This window comes from Micromonospora cynarisoli, assembly GCF_030518815.1.
GTDB lineage: Bacteria > Actinomycetota > Actinomycetes > Mycobacteriales > Micromonosporaceae > Micromonospora > Micromonospora wenchangensis.
Window position 1 is genome coordinate 4,063,311 of sequence record NZ_CP130426.1, and the last position, 17,938, is coordinate 4,081,248.

Below are 17,938 nucleotides of genomic sequence, written 5' to 3' on the forward strand. Positions count from 1 at the left end.
CACCCCGTGACGTGCACGTCCATCGAGCGCGCCGGCAGACGTGGAGACCTGCCACCCGCCCCGGCGGCAGCCGACGCCCATCACCGTCCACCCCGGCCCGCACGCCGGCTTCGGACGACAGCAACCGGTTGGCGCGGTATTCCCGGGAGACCCCGAAAGCCAGACCCGTCAGCAATTTTCGTGGTGCCCGCTCCGGGCGTCCGGCGTCACCTCCGGGCGACCGCCCACCGCCTCCACCGACCCACCGGGCAGTTCAAAAATCCTTAACAACCCGTATCACGGTGATGACCGTCGTAATACGTTAACCTCGTCACCACGTTACGCCCGGAACTGCTGACCCACCCCCGGAATCATCAGTCACCCGCACCGCACCGGACCGGCCCATTATTTCTCGTGCCGGCAATTTTCCGTGTTCACCGGACGACGTTACACAGTCGTCCGGCGCTGCAATTCCGTGCGTCACGTCCATTATCCATCCCCCCTGGTCGAGAGCGGTCGAGCCGCACCCCGTCCCGGCTGACGCCACCTCGACCGGTATTCACGGAAAGGACCACCGTGCGACGTCGACCACCCCTGCCGTCACGACTGCTACCCGCATTCGGCATCCTGATTCTGCTACCTCTTCTCGCCACCCCGGCCAGCGCCGACACCCGGCCCGAATCGATACGGCTGCTCGCCAAGGCCGCCGCCGACGAGTGTTTCGCCGGAGTCGGGGTCGACTATCCCCCCGGACCGCCCTGCGCCGAGGGACAACCCAAGGTCAACCAGTCGTACGTCTGGGGGCTCGCCCAGGCCGGCCGGCGGTTGTGGTTCGGCACCGGAGCCAACGTGCTCTGCCTCAAGCCCGAGGGCTACCAGGTCCGCGAACCGATCCTCAACGACGACTACGTCTGCGAGTTCGGTCGGAGCCAGCCGGCCCGGGCCAACCCCAGCCTGCCGGTCACCCTCGGTGACCACCGCACCCCCGAGGTCTTCACCTACGACCTGTCCACCGAACGGCTCACCGAACGCACCGCCGACATCACGTCCGCCTCCCCGGCGGACGCGAACCTGCTCAGGACGACCGCCGGGCTGCGCAGCGCCGCCGCCCACCAGGGAGTCGTGCTGCTCGGCGGCCCGAGCGTGGTCGGCGGGGTGAACATGTTCGCCTTCGACACCGTCACCGGCCGGTACCTCGGCTCGACCAACCTCTCCGGGTACGAGAACATCAGACACTGGGTGGTGGCCGGCGGCGTGCTCTACGCCGGGGTCGGGCTGGGCGCCAACGGCGGCGAGGCCGGCCGGGTGCTGCGCTGGACCGGCGACCGCACCACCCCGTTCGCCTTCACCGAGGTCGCCGACCTGCCCACCCAGGTCGCCGACCTCACCGAGCACCAGGGCCGGCTCTACGTGTCGACCTGGCCCAAGGCGATCGTCGACGGCTCGGCGGCCGAGCGCGCCGCAGCCGGCGGAATCCCGGCCCCGTACTCGGCCGGCCCGTCGTACGTCGGCGGGCAGGCACCGCGCCCCGGCGGCGTCCCGGCGACGCCCGACGGTGTCGGAGAGGGCACCGACCCGGCCGACCTGGCCGGGATCTGGATGAGCCCGCCGCTGGCGGCCGGCGCACCCGGGCTGAACCCGGAGGACGCCGGCGACTGGGCGCAGGTCTGGTCGGCCGCCGACTACGAGCCGGACCCGGTGGTCCGCCGGGCGTACGCCCTCGGTGGGCTCGCCTCGTTCGGCGGCCGGCTCTACTGGGGCACCATGCACGTGCCGTTGCAGGCGACCGCCCTGCACCTGTCGGTGTACCCGCCGCGCAGCCCGGCGCAGCTCCAGGCCACCGTACAGAACACCCAGCGGGCGTTCGCCGTCTTCCGTGGCCAGGATCTCGGTGGTACGCGCGAACGGGTCGAGACCCTCTACGGCGAGTCGGCGCTGCCGGCGTACGACCCGACCGCGAACAACGGCGTCGGGGCATGGGCCCCGGCACCCACCGGGTCGACCCCGGTCCACGGCGGTTCCGGCTTCGGCGACCCGTTCAACCTGTACGCCTGGAAGATGGCGGTGGCCGGCGGCCGGCTCTACGTCGGCACCATGGACTTCGCCTACATCTCGCTGGAGGGTGAACTGCCCACGCCCCCGGCCGGCACGGCGACCAGCCCGCCGACCTTCGGGGCGGACCTGTGGTCGTTCGACGCGCCCGGCCGGCCGGCCCGCGCGGTCGACACCGGGGGCTTCGGCAACCCGCTCAACCAGGGCGTCCGCACCATGGTGGTGGACGGTTCCACGCTCTACCTCGGGATGGCGAACCCGATGAACCTGCGTACCGACCCGACGCCAGGCGTCCCGAAGGGCGGCTGGGAGCTGATCCGGGTGAGCCGACGCTGACCCGGGCCGGCTGATCGTGGCCCGGCGGACGGTACGGTCCCCACCGTCCGCCGGGCCACCCGACGCAGCCCGACCCGCCCGTCCGGGACGTCCGGCGGGCGGGTCGGGGCACGGTCACGGGGTGGCGAGCGCCTCGGTGGGGGCGAGCCGGCTGGCCCGGATCGCCGGGTAGAGCCCGGCCAGCGCGCCGATGCCGATGGTCGCCCCGATGCCGCCGGCCACCACCCAGAGCGGCACCACCGTCGGCCAGCTCTGGGAGCTGGCGTAGCCGGCGGTGACCAGGCCGCCGAGCAGCACCCCGCCCAGCCCGCCCAGGGCGGACAGCAGCAGCGACTCGGCGAGGAACTGGGTGCGGATCTGCCCCCGGGTGGCGCCCAGCGACCGCCGCAGCCCGATCTCGGCCCGCCGCTCGATCACCGAGATGACCATGGTGTTGGCCACCCCGACGCCGCCGACCAGTAACGCCACCGCGCCCAGGCCGAGCAGCAGGCCGGTGAACGCCTCGTCGGTGGCCTGCCGGGCGGCGAGCGCGTCCGACGGCCGGGACACCTGGATCTCGTTGGACTGCTCCGGGTTGGCCGTCGCCGCCAGCACCGCCCGGACGGCCTCGACGTGCTGCTCGGCCGAGCGGGTGTAGATCCGGGTCGGATGCCCGTCCAGGCCCAGGTAGGTGGTCGCCGCCGACCAGCCGACCAGCGCCGACGAGTCGAGTTCCGGCGCGAGCGGCACCGGTTGCAGAATGCCGATCACGGTGAACCACCGCCCGTCCAGGTAGACCTGGATGTCCGGCCCGGCCGCGCCGAGCCCGAGCCGCTCGGCGGCGACCGCCCCGAGCACCGTGGCCGGATACCGCGCGGTGGCCTCGTTGAGCCACGTCCCGCTGGCCAGCGAACCGCCCACGGTGTCGAGCAGATCCAGCTCCACCGCCTGGGTGCCGAGGCCACCGGTCTGCGCCGCCGGAATCCGGTCCGACCGGTAGACCGGCATGTCGGCGAGCTGGGCGGTGGCCGAGACCTGGCGTACCGGGCCGATCCGGCTGATCATGCCGACCGCCTCGACCGGCAGTTGGGCGTCCGCGCCGAACAGCGTGCTGCCCGGCGCGACGGTGAGCAGGTTGGTGCCGAGCGCGGCCAGCGTCCGGTCCAGGTCGGCCCGCGACGACGAGGAGATGCCGACCACGCTGATCATCGCCGCGATGCCGATGGCGATGCCCAGGGCGGACAGGAACGCCCGCAACGGCCGGGTCCGCAACCCCACCCCGCCGACCCGCAGCACGTCCCGTGGGCTCAGCCGGGCCGGCCGTAACCGGTCCACCGCGGTCGTGGTCACCGGACCACCGCCCCGGTCGGCGCGGCGGAGTCCGCCACGATCAGCCCGTCGCGCATCTGCACCTGCCGGGGCAGGCTCGCCGCGATCTCCCGGTCGTGGGTGATCACCACGACGGTGGTGCCGGCCGCGTGCAGCTCGTGCAGCAGCTCCATCACCCCGGCCCCGGAGCTGGAGTCGAGGTTGCCGGTCGGCTCGTCGGCCAACAGCAGCGGCGGCTCGCCGACCACCGCCCGCGCGATCGCCGCCCGCTGCCGCTCGCCGCCGGAGAGCTGGTGCGGCCGGTGGTCCAGCCGGTGCCCCAGGCCGACCCGTCGCAGCGCCGCCTCCGCCCGCCGCCGCCGCTCCCGCCGGGGCACCCCGGCATAGAGCAGGCCGTCCGCCACGTTCTCCACCAGGGGTACGCCGGCAGCCAGGTGGAACTGCTGGAACACGAAGCCGATCCGGCTGGCCCGCAGCGCCGACAGCTCCCGGTCGGACAGCCGGGCGGCGTCGTACCCGTCGATGTGGACCGCGCCCGAACTGGGCCGGTCCAGCGTGCCGATCACGTTGAGCATGGTGGACTTCCCCGATCCGGAGGGGCCGACGATGGCCACCAGGGCGCCCCGGTCGACTGTCATCGAGACCCCGCCGAGGGCGGCGACCGTGTCGCCGTAGCGTTTCGTCACGTCGCGCAGCTCGACCACGGGGTGGGCGACGCGGGCCGGCTCAGTCACCGGGCATCCCCACGGTCAGCCCCTCGGTGACCGCCCCGCCGGCGACCTCCACCCGGCCGTCGGCGAACAGGCCGGTACGCACCGCCACGATCCGGGTGCCGCCCTTCTCGACCACCTCCAGCCCGTAGCCGCCCTCGGCGAGGGTGAGCAGCGCCGCCACCGGGACGGTGAGCACGTCGGCGCGTTCCGAGGCGACGAGGCCGACGTCGACCGCCGCCTTGTCGTAGCCGGCCAGGGCCTTGGCGTCGTTCCCGGTGATGGTCACCTCGATCTTGGTGTCGGTCTCGGCGTCCTTGCCGGTGGTCGCCGCCGAGGTCTGCACCACCGTCTCGACCGTGTCGACCCGGCCGGTGCTGCGGGTGCCGTCGGGCAGCGTGATGGTCACCTCCGCGCCCTTACGGGCCAGCCGCTGATCCTCGACGTCGAGGGTGCAGGTGACCAGCCGGGCCGTGCCGGTGGTCGACAGGACCACCTTGCCCACGCCGACGGTGTCGCCCACCTCCACGCCGTGACTCTCCACCCGGACCTCGCCGGGGGCGTAGACGATCCGGGCCGGCTCGACCTGGCCGGTCTCGGGCAGGCCCAGGTCCTCCTGCCAGTCCCGGACCGCGTCGGCGGTCGCCGAGGTGAAGTCCTCGTCGACGGTGAAGCCGGTGTGCCCGAGCGCGGCGAGGTTCTGTTCGAACTGCTTCACGTCGGTGCCGCTGACCCCGGAGCGCAGCATCCGGTACGCCGGCAGGCTGCCGTAGAGCAGCACCACCGGTTCGTCGTCGATCCGGTAGAGGGCCTTCCCCCGCTTGACCGTCGCGCCGCCCTCGGCGAGCCAGGTGACCGTCCCGCCCAGCCGGCTGTCCCGGGCGCGCGGGGTGCCGTACCCCAGTTCGCCGTTCTTGGTCTCCCGGTCGACCAGGTTCTGCCGGGTGACCGTGGTGGTCGACGGTGGCCTGCGGTCGAGCGACGCCGACCGGTCGGCGTGGCCGCCGCTGGCGAAGATGACCGCCGTGCCCGCCACCGCCACCACGAGCAGCCCCGCCGCGCCGAGCAGGAACCCCGGTCGCGGGCGTCGCCGCCGGGCCGGTGACGCCTGCCTCCCGGCGGCGGGCGATCCGGCGGCGGCCGGCACGTCGGTGGGCGGTTCGGTGGTCCGCGGTGTGCCGGTCATGACGTCCCCCGGCGTTCACCGAGGTTGGGCACGGTCTCCCGGCACTTGTCGAACGCGGTCCGCACCGCCGGGTCCTTGAGGTCGATGTCAGCCCGGCCGGGCTGGATGCGCCCGTCGGCGGACGGGTCGGGGAAGTTCGGCACGCCGTTCTCCCGCATGCATCGGGCCAGCTTGCGCACCTGCTCGACCTGACCGGCGTCGAGCTGCCGGGGCTGCCCGCCGTTGGGGGCGTACTCGCGGCACTGCTGGAGCGCCGCCTGCACCTTCGCCGGGTCGACGTCGCCGCCGAAGTTGAACCGTGGCCCGTTCTGCCCCGGCTGCGGGTCCGGCACGTCGAGCCCCTGCTCGCGCAGGCACGCGGTGAACTTGAGCTGGCGTTCCTCGTCGCTCATCCCGGCGGCGGCGGACAGCGAGGGCGTCGTGTCGCCCCCACCACCGGCGCTGGCCACCCCGGGATCGTCGTCGCCACCGGACTGGCAGCCACTCAGGGCCAGGGCCGCCACCACGGGCAGGGCCAGGAGCAGGCGTAGCGGATGTCGTCGCATCGTTGGTCTCCCTTCCGGCCGGCAGAGAGCCGGCATCAGGGACAACTCAACTCCCAAGGCGGTATCCAGGGCGTAAGCGGCAACGTTAACGCGGTGGTTATCCCCGCATGGGTGAGGATGGAACGGTGCGCGTACTGGTGTGCGAGGACGAGAAGCTGCTCGCGGACGCGATCGCCGAATGGCTGCGCCGGGAGGCGTTCGCGGTCGACGTGGCGTACGACGGCGACGCGGCCCTGGAACGGATCGGCGTCAACGGGTACGACGTGGTCGTGCTCGACCGGGACCTGCCCGTCGTGCACGGCGACGACGTGTGCCGGGCACTGGTCCGCGCCGAACGGGACACCCGGGTGCTGATGCTGACCGCTGCCGCCGCCGTCCGGGAACGGGTCGCCGGCCTCGCCATCGGGGCCGACGACTACCTCACCAAGCCGTTCGCGTTCGTCGAGCTGAGCGCCCGGGTGCACGCGCTGACCCGGCGCACCCGGCCGGCCGCCCCGCCGAAGCTGAGCCGGGCCGGGATCGTCCTGGACCCGTCCCGGCTGGAGGTCACCCGGGACGGGCACTTCGTGCCGCTGTCCCGTAAGGAGTTCGGCGTGCTGGCCGAGTTGCTGCGCGCCGACGGCGCGGTGGTCTCCGCCGAGGACCTGCTGGAACGGGCCTGGGACGAGCACATCGACCCGATGACCAACGTGCTGCGGGTCACCGTGATGAAGTTGCGTCGCAAGCTCGGCGACCCGCCGGTCATCGAGACGGTGCCCGGGGTGGGATACCAGATCCGATGAGGAAACCGACCATCCGGGCCAGGCTGACCCTCATCTACGGCGGCCTGTTCCTGCTCGCCGGCACGGTGCTGCTCGCCGTGACGTACGTGTTGGTCGACCAGCGCCTCGCCCACGGTCTCGGATTCACCCTGCGCGGCAGCGGCGGCAAGGAGTCGATCTCGCTGCCGCAGGGCACGCAGATCAACGCCGGCCAGGCCGAACACCTGCGCGACATCGTCCGGCAGGTGCAGGACGACGCCCGCCGCGACGCCCTGGACTCGCTGCTCACCCAGGGTGGGGTGGCCCTGGCCGTGGTGACCATCGCGGCGGTCGCGTTCGGCTGGCTGGTCGCCGGCCGGGCGTTGCAGCCGTTGCAGCAGATCACCGGCACCGCCCGCCGGATCGCCGGCGCCGACGGCGCCGGCCGGGGGCTGCACGAGCGGATCGCCCTGGTCGGGCCGACCGACGAGGTGAAGGAGCTGGCCGACACGTTCGACCTGATGCTCGAACGCCTCGACCGGTCCTTCGACGGGCAGCGGCGCTTCGTCGCCAACGCCTCGCACGAACTGCGGACCCCGCTGGCGATCAACCGGTCCCTGGTGGAGCTGGCGATCACCAGGCCGGACGCCCCACCCGAGCTGCGGCAGCTCGGCGAGACCCTGCTGGCCGTCAACGAACGCCACGAACGGCTGATCGACGGGCTGCTCACCCTCGCCGACTCGGAGAACGCCCTGGCCGAACACGCCGAGGTGGACCTCGCCGAGATCGCCGGGCACGTCGCGGAGCAGACCGCCCGGTCCACCACGCTCGCCGTCACCCGCGAACTGGCCCCGGCGCGGACGGCCGGCGACCCGGTCCTGTTGGAACGGCTCACCCAGAACCTGGTGGAGAACGCCGTCCGGCACAACGTCGACACCGACGGCTGGCTCTCGGTCGCCACGGCGGTGGTCGACGGTCGGGCCACCCTGACCGTCGGCAACAGCGGACCGGTGGTGCCCGGGTACGAGATCGAGACGATGTTCCTGCCGTTCCGCCGGCTCAACCGGGAGCGGGTCGCCGGTCAGCGGGGCTTCGGCCTGGGGCTGTCCATCGTCCGGGCGGTGGCGCGGGCACACGGCGGGACGGTGCGGGCCGTCCCCCGCCCCGGCGGCGGCCTGGTGGTCACCGTCTCCCTGCCCAGCCCTCCTGACCCGGCTCCGCGACCCCGGTCGTGAACGACCCGACGGGGCCGGGCCGGGCCGGCGTCAGCTCGTGACGTCCTTGCGGGTGAAGCGCCAGAAGGCCAGGCCCCAGAACAGGGTGGCGTAGCTGACCGCCGAGATCGCGCCCCGGACCACGTCGTCGGTCTGCATCGGGGTGGACAGCAGACCCAGCCAGGCGCTGCTGTAGTGGGTCGGCAGGAAGTCGCGCAGCACCCCCAGCGCGGTGATCTGGTCCAGGATGCTGGACAGGATCCACAGCAGCACCGCGCCACCGACCGCACCCAGCGCGGCGTCCGTGACCACCGACAGCAGGAACGCCAGCCCGGCCACCACCAGCAGCACCACCGCCAGGTAGCCGAGCACCGCCAGCAGCCTTACCAGCCCCTCGGTCGGGGTCAGCTCGGCGGCGACCTGGCTGGTCAGCGGCGACCAGCCGTAACGCAGGGTGCCGGCGAGCAGGGCCGTGCCGGCCAGCAACAGCAGGGCCAGCCCCGAGTACGCCAGCGCCACCAGCAGCTTCACCGTCAGCAGTCGGGCCCGGGGCACCGGCACCGCCAACAGGTAGCGCAGGCTGCCCCAGCTCGCCTCGCTGGCGACCGTGTCACCGCAGAACAGCGCCACCACCACGACCAGCAGGAACGACGCCGACACCAGGATCGAGAAGAGGGTGAAGTTGAGCCCGCCCGAGGTGGCCAGGTCGGCGAGGCTGGCGAACTCGCCCCGGCCCCCGCCGTCGTCGTCCCCGGACTCGAACTGGAACGCCACCAGGATGATCAACGGCAGCAGCACCATGAACCCGAGCGCCAACTGGGTACGCCGCCGCGACGCCTGCCTGCGGAACTCCGCCCCGAACGGCAGGGTCGCCCCCGGCCGGTACCCGGCCGCCGCCCCACCCGGCCCGAACCCCTTGGTCGCCACACCGACACCCGACGCCGCGCCGGCCGGCACCGCGCCACCGTCCGGGTCGGCGCCCGACGGGGGGCCCACCGAAGAACCTGCCATCACCGGTCACCGCTTCCCCGAGAGTTCTCGCCCACCAGGGCGAGGAACGCGTCCTCCAGGCGACGCCGTGGCACCACCCGGTCCACCCCGATCCCGGCCCGGACCAGCTCGGCCACCACCTCGCTGCGGGCGGTCCCGTTCGTGTCCACCACCAGCCCACCGGCGTCGTCGGCGGTCAGCACCTGCACCGCGTCGAGGCGGCTCAGCACCTGCCGCGCGGCGGCCTGGTCGGTCACCTCGAACAGGGTGCTCGGCGACTCGCCGACGATCTCCTCCACCGGCCCTGCGGCGACGATCCGGCCCTTGTTCACCACCACCGCGTGCGTGCAGGTCTGCTCCACCTCGGCCAGCAGGTGACTGGAGACCAGCACCGCCCGGCCGTCGGTGGCGTACCGCTGGAGCACCCGGCGCATCTCGGCGATCTGCGGCGGGTCCAGCCCGTCGGTCGGCTCGTCGAGCACCAGCAGCTCCGGCAGGCCCAGCATGGCCTGCGCGATGGCCAGCCGCTGCCGCATCCCGTGGCTGTAGTTCTTGGTCCGCCGGTGCACCGAGTCACCCAGACCGGCGATCTCCAACGCCTCGTCGAAGTGCGCGTCGGCCCACGGCCGGCCGGTCGCCCGCCAGTACGCCTTCAGGTTGTCCAGGCCGGACAGGTGCGGCAGGAAACCGGGGCCCTCCACCAGCGCGCCGATCCGCGACAGCACCGGCGAGCCGGGCACCAGCCGGTGCCCGAAGACGTAGATCTCCCCGGCGGTCGGCTGGGTCAGCCCCATCAGCACCCGCAGGGTGGTGGTCTTGCCCGCGCCGTTCGGGCCGAGCAGCCCCATCACCTGGCCCGGGTGCACCTCGAAGTCGACCCGGGACACCGCGACGAACCCGTCCGCGTACTCCTTGCGCAGGTCGCGGACGGCGAGCGGGATGCCCGCGTACTCGGGATGGACGGAGTCGTCCTGGCGGCGGTGCCGGCGGCGGACCACGGCGACGACCGCGACGAGCCCGACCACGATCGCGGCCAGCAGACCGACCAGCACCCAGCGCCACACCGTCGCGGTGGTCGGGATCGGCGTGGCGGTGACCGTCGGCAGGCTCACCGCCCCGTCGACCGCCACCGTGTAGACGGCCGGCGCGGTCGGCGTGGTGTACGCCTGGTCGGCGGTGGCCAGCACCACCCGCAGCCGGTGCCCGGCCTCGACCCGGCGGACGATCGCCGGCAGGGTGACCGTGACCGGTTGCGCGGCGTCGATCGTGGCCGGCAGGCCGGTCAACCGGATCGGGGCGACCAGCCCGTCGGGCAGCGTCGCCGCCCCGGCCGGGTCGACGTCGTAGAGCTTGGCGAACAGCACCGCCTCGCCGGTCGCCGACGCGGCCCGGACGGTGACGGTGGGTGCGCCCACCACGTCCACCGCCTCGGCCAGCGGCGTCGACTCGAACCGGGCGTGCTGGCCGGGCACGTCGCCGGCCACCCCGTCGAGCAGGGAGCCGAGCGACCCGGCGAACGGGATCGCCGAGATCGCCGCCGGGTTGCCGTTGGGCGGGTTGGCGACCGGTTGGGCCGGCCCGGCGACCGGCACCTCGCGCCGGGCGTCCCCGGTCACCCCGGGATAGTCGGCGGTGCGGTAGCCGGTGGCGACCAGTCCCCGGTCGAGGGCGTCGAAGCCGGCGATCCGGGAGAACGTGAAGTCGTCGCCGGGGGCCGCGCCGGTGCCCTTGACGTAGTGGTCCAGCCACTGCACGGTCAGGTACTTCACCCGGTCGGAGTCGCTGGTCGGCCCGGTGCCGCCGTCGTGGCCGCCGGTGAACCAGGCCACCCGCACGGGGGTGCCGGCGGCGGCGATGCCGCGCGCGTTGGCGTCCGCCTCGGTGAGCGGGAAGAGGGTGTCCGCCTCGCCCTGCACCAGCAGGGCGGGGGCCTTGATCCGGTCCAGCACGCCGGCCGGGGACGAGCGGCGCAGCAGGTCCACCGCCGCCTGGTCGGCCCGCCCGGTGGTGGCGATCCGCAGGTACGCCGCGCAGACGTCGGCGGCGAACCGGCCGCAGGACGGGTCGGCGGCGGCCCCCGGCACGCGCGGCGACCGGCTGCCCTGCCCGTTGCCCGGCTGCGGACTGGGCGCACCGGCCGACGCGGGCGCCCCCTCCGGCTGGGCGGCGGCGGTGTTGCCGGAGAGCCCGGCCGGCCCGGAGCCGGCGCTGCCGCCGCCCCCGAAGAAGATGCCGGCCCAGCCCTTCTTGAACACGCCCTCGGTGGCCGGCCTGCCGGTGCTCTCCGGCAGGAAGGCGCGGGACAGGTCGTTCCAGGTGATCATGGGGACGATGGCGTCCACCCGGGGGTCCTGGGCGGCCAGCAGCAGGGCCAGGCCGCCGCCGTACGAGCCGCCGACCACCCCGACCCGGGGGTCACCGGCGGCGTCGGTACGCACGTCGGGGCGGGCGGCCAACCAGTCCAGCAGCCGCTGGGCGTCGCGCACCTCGTGGTCGGGGCTGTCCAGGTGGATCTGACCGCCGCTGCGGCCGAAGCCCCGCGCCGTCCAGGTCAGCACCGCGTAGCCCTGCCCCACCAGGTCCTCGGCGTCGGCGCGGACGGAGTCCTTCGTCCCGCCGAAGCCGTGCGCCAGCAGCACGGCCGGGACCTTCCGGTCGGCCGACGCGCCCTTCGGCAGGTAGAAGGTGGTGTCCAGGTCGACGGGCTCGTCGCCGGCCGGCCCGGAACGCACGGTGAGCACTGTCGACTCGGTGCGGAAGTCTGCCCGGTCCGGCCAGACCGCCCAGCCGACGACCGCCGCCAGCAGGACGACGACCACCGACGCGGCGACCGCGCGGCGACCGGTGGGCAGTGCACGGCGGAGCCGGGCGGCCGACAACGGCGATTTCATTCGGCTCACGGTACGGCCCGGAACCTGAGCGTTGGCTGAGATCCGCCGTACGTCCGTCCTGGCCAGCCGATCGGCGGTCGGACAGGGCAAACCGCACAAGGTCACCCGGCGTTCACGCAGACCGAATTCGGAATACGTGAATTCACGCGTAAGACGCGATACCGCTATGGAAACGAGCATGTCACCGTGACAACAGTACGCAGCGTGTCCAGAACGTCAGTCTCACGTCACATCACTCGAAGTGACGCAAAACTGACCCGCGTAGACCTCCGGCCAGGGATCACCTGTCGATTAGGTTCTCGGTCCGACGCACGGGACCGAAGTGTCACGTCATCCCGAACCCCTGCGCCGCCGCCGGAGGAGACAACCATGACCGTTCCCGCCTCGCGGGTCCGTCGACGGCCCAGGACACCGGGCCGCCTGTTGCCGCTGCTACTCGCCACCGCGCTGCTGCTGCCGGTGGCGTTCCTCGTCGTACAGGGCCACCGGCTCGTGGACGCCGACCGTGAGCTGGCCGAACGGGAACGGCTCGGCGTCGAGTACCTGCGCGCCCTCGGCCCGGTCACCAACGCCCTGGTCGACGCGCAGACCGCCGCCGTCGCCGGCCGCCCGGTGCCCCGCGACGCCCTGGACCGGGCGGTGGAGGAGGCCGCCGCGGTCGACGCCCGGGTCGGCGGCGAACTGCGCAGCACCGAACGGTGGGCCGGCCTGCGGGCGAAACTGGAGGGCCTGCCCAGCCGGTCGCTCACCGACCCGGAAACCGCCTTCACCGCGTACGGCGAGGTCACCGACCTGCTGCTCGCCCTGCACGGCAAGATCCGCGAGACCTCCGGCCTGATCCGGGACCCCGGCTCCGACTCGTACTTCCTCCAGGACGGCGTCGGCGAGGAGATGCCGGAGGCGACCGTCGCGGCCGGACGCCTCGTCGACCTGGTCGTGCTGGCGCAGCGACGGCCCGCCGCCGACCAGCCCCGCACCGTGGGTGAACTGGCCACCCTCCGGTTCGCCGCCCTGCAACCGGCGGGTGACCTGGTCAACGACCTCCAGACGGTGGTCGACACCTCGGAGAGCGCCGACATCGGCGCCGGGGTGCTCACCCCGTTCGACAACTACCAGCGGGCGGTCGAGGCACTGGGGGCGCTGTCCCAACCCCGGGGTCGGACGCAGGATCTTGACCTGACCAAGCTCGCCGGGGCCCGGACCCAGGCGCAGACCGCCGCCCGGGAACTCCAGCCGGTCATCCTCGACGAACTCGACAGGCTGCTGCGGCAGCGCATCGACCGGCTCGACCGCGACGCCCTGCTGATCCTCGCCGCCGGCGGGGTGGCCGGGCTGCTGCTGGTGGCGCTCGGGGCGAGTGGTTGGCTGCCGACGCGCCGCGGCGAACGCCCGACGGGCCGGGGCACCCCGTCGGGCGGTGAGCCGGCCGACGCCACCGCGACCACCCCGTGGGAGCCACCGACGCCACCCGGTCGCCTGCCCACCGGGGCGGTGCTCCAGCCGGCCGGCCGGGGGGCCGAACCCGACAGGTGGAGGCCCTTCGATGCTGCTCGGTAGGCTGCGAATCCGGGGCAAGCTGGCCCTGCTGGTGGTCGTCCCCCTGCTCTGCATGGCCGGGCTCACGGTGCCGGTGGTCTGGGAACGGGCCTCCGAGGCCCAGCGGGCCGGCGACATCGCCGACCGGGTCCGGATCGCCAGCCGGGTCGGCACGATCCTGCAACACCTCCAGCAGGAACGTCTGCTCGCCGTCGGCCTGCTGCTCGGGCAGGTGCAGCGCACCGACCTCGTGCAGAAGATCGCCGAGGTGGACGACCGGGTCGCCGACCTGCGCTCCGACCTCGGCGACGACCTGCCCGCCGAGGTCGACACCGCCCTCGACGGGGTACGCCAGCTCGCCGCCCTGCGGACGGCGGCGGTCGCCGGGCAGACCGGCCCCGACCAGCTGATGGCCGCGTACGGGCCGGTGAACACCGCCCTGATCGACTCGCTGCGGCTGCGGCTCAACGCGGACACCCGCACCCCGGCCGGACGACAGGTGCTGGCCCTGGACGGCGTGCTGCGCACCGGCGAGAGCCTCAGCGCCGGAGCCACCCTGATCGTGCTGGTCGCCGCCCGGCCCAACGCCCAGACCGTCACCGCCTACGTGGCGAACTTCGCCGTCCTCGAAGACGAGAGCGCCCGGCTCCAGGCCCTGGTCACCCCCGAGCAGCTCGACCTGCTCACCCTGGAGGAGGTCGCGGTCGCCAACCGGACCGGGCCGAACTTCATCGACCAGAGCGCCGTCGACCCGGCCACCGCCATCGGCGCGCTGGACGTGGCGACCCTCTTCCCCACCGTCGGTTCGATGATCACGCTCGGCCAGTTCGTCGAGAAGAAACTGGCCGCCGACGTCACCGCCGAGGTGCGCGCCGACCGGCAGGTGGCGCTCGCCGGGGCGTACTGGGTGACCCTGCTGACCGTGACCATCCTGATCGCGGTCATCCTGCTCACCATGGCGGTCGGCCGGGCGGTGGCCCGACCGCTCACCCGGCTCACCCGCTCCGCCGACCGGGTCGCCCGGGTCGCCGAGTCCGAACTGGTCCGGGTCGCCGACGACGAGTCCGAGACCACCCCACCGGTACGCCTCGACCCGGTCGACGTGGGTGCCCGGGACGAGATCGGCGACCTGGCCCGCGCTTTCGAACGGGTCCAGAACACCGCCGCCCGGCTGGTGGAACGGCAGGTGGCGAGCCGACGCAACGTGGCCCAGATGTTCGGCCACGTCGGGCGGCGTACCCAGAACCTGGTCGGCCGGCAGATCGCCCTGATCGACCGGCTGGAGCAGCAGGAGACCGAGCCGGGACGGCTGGAGCACCTGTACCGGCTCGACCACATCTCCAGCCGGTTGCGCCGAAACGCCGGCAGCCTGGTCGTGCTCTCCGGCGCGACAGGCGACGACGCGCACGTCGCACCGGTCCCGGTCGCCGACGTGGTCCGGTTGGCCCTCGGTGAGATCGAGGACTACACCCGGGTGGACGTCCAGGTCCCGCCGGAGGTGGTCGCCGCACCGGCGATCGTCGGTGACCTGGTGCTGACACTCGCCGAGCTGATGGAGAACGCCACCGTGTTCTCCCCGCCGCACACCCGGGTGGTGGTCACCGCCGAGACGACCGACGACGGCGCCCGGCTGGCCGTCATCGACCAGGGCATCGGGATGAGCGAGCAACGGCTCGTCGAGGAGAACGCCCGGTTCACCCACCGGGAACGGCTGGACCTGGCCCCGTCCGAGGTGCTGGGGCTCTTCGTGGTGGGTCGGCTCGCCCGCCGGCACGGCTGGACGGTGGAACTCGCCGCGACCCCGGGCGGCGGGGTGACCGCCAGCCTGGTGCTCCCCGCCGCCGCCCTGGCACGCCCGGCGACGGGACGTACTGGGGCATCCGTCAGCCGGGTCGCGCTGCCGTCGCGGGACCGACCCGGATCGACCGGCCCGGCCACCGGGTCCGGCACCGACGGCCCCCTGCGGACCGGCCGCACGCCGGTCGTGCTCGACGCCGGTCCCGCCCGGCCCACGGTCGACGCGGCGTCGACCCGGCCGGTGGTCGACGCCACGGCGCTGCCCGGGTTCGACCCCACACTGCTCAGCAAGGCGACCAGGAGCATGGCGGCCACCGGCCCCTGGGACGCGTTCGGCACCGTGCCGGCCGACCCGGAACCGGCCCGCACCCCCGGTACCGACCCGGAGCCGGGCCGCCCCGCCGGCGGCGATCCGGCCGGGGCCACGACGGTGCTGCCGGCCCGGGGCACCGCCGCGGTGGCCCCGGTGGCCGATGCGCCCCGCCCGGCGGTCCCGCAGGCCGTCCTGCTCCCCGCGGTGGGGCAGACCAGCGCGCCCGCGGCGGACCGGCCGGCCCCGCTGCCCGGCATCCGGCAGCGGGTCCCCGGGGCCAGCCTGCCCCGGACCGCACCGGTCGTCGGGCCGGTGGACGGCAGCCGGGCCGACCCGGAGGCCGCGCGGGCCCTGGTCGAGCAGTTCCAGTCCGGGGTGCAGCGGGCCGAACGGGCCGGGCCGGCCGCCGCGCCCGCTGCCGCCCGGCCCCCCGCCGCACCGGCGGTGCCCCGGCTGACCCGACGGATCCCGGGCGCCAACCTGACCGTCGCACCGCCCCGGCAGGCGCCGAGTGAGAATCCGGGAGATCCGGGCGAGGTCCGCGATCTCATCAACGCGTTCGAGACGGGCGTCGCCCGGGCTCTGCGCGAAGTCCGCACCGACCACCGCACTGAAGAAGGAACGACACGGTGACCAGCCCGCACGTACACGAGAACGTCGACTACCAGAACCATCCCGCCGGAGACCTCAGCCCGGAGGCGCGCACGTTCAACTGGCTGTTGGACTCGTTCACCTCCAGCACCGCAGGTGTCCTGGAGGCCATCGCGGTCTCCTCCGACGGGCTGCTGATGGCCATGTCGTCGATCAAGGACCGGTCCAACGCGGAACGCCTCGCCGCCGTCGTCTCCGGCATGACCAGCCTGGCCGGGGGCGCCGCCAGTTGGTACGCCCTCGGCGGGCTCAACCGGGTGATCGTGGACATGGCCGACGGCTACCTGCTGATCACGGCGATCAGCAGCGGTTCCGTGCTGGGCGTGATCGCCGACCGGTCGGCCAACCTGGGCACCGTCGCGTACGAGATGACACTCTTCGCCGGCCGGGCCGGCGGCGCGCTGACACCGAAACTCATCGCCGAGCTGAAGAACGCCGTTCAGCAATGACCCGGGACGCCGCTGGCGAGGAACCGGAACCCGAACCCATGGTCCGGGTCCGCCCCTACCTGCGGACCCCGATGGGCGACGCGACACCGACGCCCGCGCCCGTCCCCGAGCCGGAGGCCGACCGCCCGGCCAGCCCCCGCCCGTTCGTGCTGACCGCCGGGCGGGTGGCCGGCGCGGACCCGGCGATCGGCCTGGAAACCCAGGTCACCGCCCGGTCCGGGCCGGGTCGGGCCGCCGCCGTGGCGGCCCTGCTGGCCCCCGAGTTGCAGGCGATCGTCGCCCTGTGCGGTGAGCCCATCTCGGTCGCGGAGATCTCCGCCCGGATGCGGCTGCACCTCGGCGTGACCCGGGTGCTGGTCGGTGACCTGCGGGCCGCCGGCCATCTCGACGTGCACGTCGGCGCCGTCGACGACGCATTTGACCCCGACCTCATCCTGCGAGTGATTGATGGACTCCGTGCGATCTCCTGAATGGCCGGTCGCCCCGCTCGGCGGGCTCGCCGCGAACAGCGCCTCCGCCCGCTACGGGCAGCCCGTGGGTGGCCCTCCGACGGCACCGCAGCACCCGAGCGCGCCGCCGCCGTACCGACCACCGGCGGCGTCGGCGACACCGACGGCGGACACCCGCACCGGCCCGCCGGCCGCCCCGCCGATCCCGGTCAAGCTGCTCATCGCCGGAGGTTTCGGGGTCGGCAAGACGACCACGGTCGGCGCGATCTCCGAGATCGCCCCGCTGACCACCGAGGCCGAGATGACCAGCGCCGGGATCGGGGTGGACGACCCGGGGGCCCGCAGCGGGAAGACCACCACGACGGTGGCGATGGACTTCGGCTGCGTCACCATCGACCGGAGCCTGAAGCTCTACCTGTTCGGCACGCCCGGCCAGGACCGGTTCGGTTTCATGTGGGACGACCTGGCGCGGGGCGCGCTCGGCGCGTTGGTGGTGGTGGACAGCTCCCGGCTGGACGACTGCTACCCGGCGATCGACTTCTTCGAACGGGCCGGCCTGCCCTTCGTGGTCGGGGTGAACACCTTCGACGGCCGGCTGACCCACGAGTTGGGGGCGATCCGGTGGGCGCTGGCCATCGGTGACCACGTGCCGCTGGTGCAGTTCGACGCCCGGGAACGGCTGTCGGTGCGGGACGCCCTGCTGGTCGTCCTGGACCGGGCGCTGGACCGGGCGGTGCGGGAGAAGGGCGCCTGACCGAACCGACGCCCGGTCGTTTCCATCGGAGAGGGGGA

The 17,938-nt window shown here is 73.8% G+C and carries 14 protein-coding genes; 8 read left to right on the forward strand and 6 right to left on the reverse strand.

The window, feature by feature from the left end:
• Window positions 1-555 precede the first annotated feature (555 nt).
• Complete coding sequence (locus Q2K16_RS17375; protein ID WP_302738647.1) at window positions 556-2,367, forward strand: hypothetical protein; 1,812 nt, start codon at window positions 556-558, stop codon at window positions 2,365-2,367.
• Window positions 2,368-2,481: 114 nt separating this feature from the next.
• Here the strand turns inward: Q2K16_RS17375 and Q2K16_RS17380 are convergent, their stop codons facing one another.
• Genes Q2K16_RS17380 through Q2K16_RS17395 form a run of 4 tightly spaced genes read right to left on the reverse strand, consistent with a single transcriptional unit; the run spans window position 2,482 to window position 6,116 of the window.
• Window positions 2,482-3,696: an ABC transporter permease gene (locus Q2K16_RS17380; RefSeq protein ID WP_302738648.1), complete on the reverse strand. Its 1,215-nt coding sequence runs from the start codon at window positions 3,694-3,696 to the stop codon at window positions 2,482-2,484.
• Window positions 3,693-4,379 carry an ABC transporter ATP-binding protein gene (locus Q2K16_RS17385; RefSeq protein WP_302746515.1) on the reverse strand — a complete coding sequence of 229 codons (687 nt, stop codon included), beginning with the start codon at window positions 4,377-4,379 and terminating at the stop codon, window positions 3,693-3,695. The genes Q2K16_RS17380 and Q2K16_RS17385 overlap by 4 nt, the downstream gene beginning before the upstream one ends.
• A 22-nt stretch (window positions 4,380-4,401) precedes the next feature.
• Complete coding sequence (locus tag Q2K16_RS17390) at window positions 4,402-5,571, reverse strand: peptidoglycan-binding protein (RefSeq protein WP_302738649.1); 1,170 nt, start codon at window positions 5,569-5,571, stop codon at window positions 4,402-4,404.
• The gene (locus Q2K16_RS17395; RefSeq protein ID WP_302738650.1) at window positions 5,568-6,116 is read right to left on the reverse strand and encodes a hypothetical protein; all 549 of its coding nucleotides are present in this window, start codon (window positions 6,114-6,116) and stop codon (window positions 5,568-5,570) included. The genes Q2K16_RS17390 and Q2K16_RS17395 overlap by 4 nt, the downstream gene beginning before the upstream one ends.
• Window positions 6,117-6,241: 125 nt before the next feature.
• Here Q2K16_RS17395 and Q2K16_RS17400 point away from each other — a divergent pair, with 125 nt between their 5' ends.
• Entirely contained in the window at window positions 6,242-6,898 is a 657-nt protein-coding gene (locus Q2K16_RS17400; RefSeq protein ID WP_302738651.1) for a response regulator transcription factor, read from the forward strand.
• Window positions 6,895-8,091, forward strand: a complete 1,197-nt coding sequence (locus Q2K16_RS17405; RefSeq protein ID WP_302738652.1) for a sensor histidine kinase — start codon at window positions 6,895-6,897, stop codon at window positions 8,089-8,091. The genes Q2K16_RS17400 and Q2K16_RS17405 overlap by 4 nt, the downstream gene beginning before the upstream one ends.
• Before the next feature lie 30 nt (window positions 8,092-8,121).
• On the opposite strand, the gene Q2K16_RS17410 is transcribed toward Q2K16_RS17405, so the two are convergent.
• Window positions 8,122-9,081, reverse strand: a complete 960-nt coding sequence (locus tag Q2K16_RS17410) for an ABC transporter permease (protein WP_489671777.1) — start codon at window positions 9,079-9,081, stop codon at window positions 8,122-8,124.
• Window positions 9,081-11,951 (reverse strand): alpha/beta fold hydrolase, encoded by a 2,871-nt coding sequence (locus Q2K16_RS17415; RefSeq protein WP_302738653.1) that lies wholly within the window; start codon window positions 11,949-11,951, stop codon window positions 9,081-9,083. The genes Q2K16_RS17410 and Q2K16_RS17415 overlap by 1 nt, the downstream gene beginning before the upstream one ends.
• A gap of 369 nt (window positions 11,952-12,320) precedes the next feature.
• Here Q2K16_RS17415 and Q2K16_RS17420 point away from each other — a divergent pair, with 369 nt between their 5' ends.
• From Q2K16_RS17420 to Q2K16_RS17440, 5 genes are read left to right on the forward strand one after another with little or no spacing between them, the layout of a single operon-like run.
• Entirely contained in the window at window positions 12,321-13,508 is a 1,188-nt protein-coding gene (locus Q2K16_RS17420) for a hypothetical protein (RefSeq protein WP_302738654.1), read from the forward strand.
• Complete coding sequence (locus Q2K16_RS17425) at window positions 13,495-16,230, forward strand: sensor histidine kinase (protein WP_302738655.1); 2,736 nt, start codon at window positions 13,495-13,497, stop codon at window positions 16,228-16,230. Before Q2K16_RS17420 ends, Q2K16_RS17425 begins: the two co-directional genes overlap by 14 nt.
• Window positions 16,227-16,697, forward strand: a complete 471-nt coding sequence (locus tag Q2K16_RS17430) for a roadblock/LC7 domain-containing protein (RefSeq protein ID WP_302738656.1) — start codon at window positions 16,227-16,229, stop codon at window positions 16,695-16,697. The genes Q2K16_RS17425 and Q2K16_RS17430 overlap by 4 nt, the downstream gene beginning before the upstream one ends.
• A complete protein-coding gene (locus Q2K16_RS17435; RefSeq protein WP_145922019.1) occupies window positions 16,694-17,167 on the forward strand; it encodes a DUF742 domain-containing protein in 474 nt (157 codons plus the stop codon). The genes Q2K16_RS17430 and Q2K16_RS17435 overlap by 4 nt, the downstream gene beginning before the upstream one ends.
• Window positions 17,145-17,900 carry a GTP-binding protein gene (locus Q2K16_RS17440; RefSeq protein WP_194823239.1) on the forward strand — a complete coding sequence of 252 codons (756 nt, stop codon included), beginning with the start codon at window positions 17,145-17,147 and terminating at the stop codon, window positions 17,898-17,900. Before Q2K16_RS17435 ends, Q2K16_RS17440 begins: the two co-directional genes overlap by 23 nt.
• Window positions 17,901-17,938 lie beyond the last annotated feature (38 nt).

What these genes read in the sequence shown, in the direction of transcription:
- Q2K16_RS17390 (WP_302738649.1), bottom strand. Translation starts at nt 5,571, where the DNA reads ATGACCGGCACACCGCGGACCACCGAACCGCCCACCGACGTGCCGGCC.
- Q2K16_RS17395 (WP_302738650.1), bottom strand. Translation starts at nt 6,116, where the DNA reads ATGCGACGACATCCGCTACGCCTGCTCCTGGCCCTGCCCGTGGTGGCG.
- Q2K16_RS17405 (WP_302738652.1), top strand. Translation starts at nt 6,895, where the DNA reads ATGAGGAAACCGACCATCCGGGCCAGGCTGACCCTCATCTACGGCGGC.
- Q2K16_RS17410 (WP_489671777.1), bottom strand. Translation starts at nt 9,081, where the DNA reads ATGGCAGGTTCTTCGGTGGGCCCCCCGTCGGGCGCCGACCCGGACGGT.
- Q2K16_RS17415 (WP_302738653.1), bottom strand. Translation starts at nt 11,951, where the DNA reads ATGAAATCGCCGTTGTCGGCCGCCCGGCTCCGCCGTGCACTGCCCACC.
- Q2K16_RS17420 (WP_302738654.1), top strand. Translation starts at nt 12,321, where the DNA reads ATGACCGTTCCCGCCTCGCGGGTCCGTCGACGGCCCAGGACACCGGGC.
- Q2K16_RS17425 (WP_302738655.1), top strand. Translation starts at nt 13,495, where the DNA reads ATGCTGCTCGGTAGGCTGCGAATCCGGGGCAAGCTGGCCCTGCTGGTG.
- Q2K16_RS17435 (WP_145922019.1), top strand. Translation starts at nt 16,694, where the DNA reads ATGACCCGGGACGCCGCTGGCGAGGAACCGGAACCCGAACCCATGGTC.
- Q2K16_RS17440 (WP_194823239.1), top strand. Translation starts at nt 17,145, where the DNA reads ATGGACTCCGTGCGATCTCCTGAATGGCCGGTCGCCCCGCTCGGCGGG.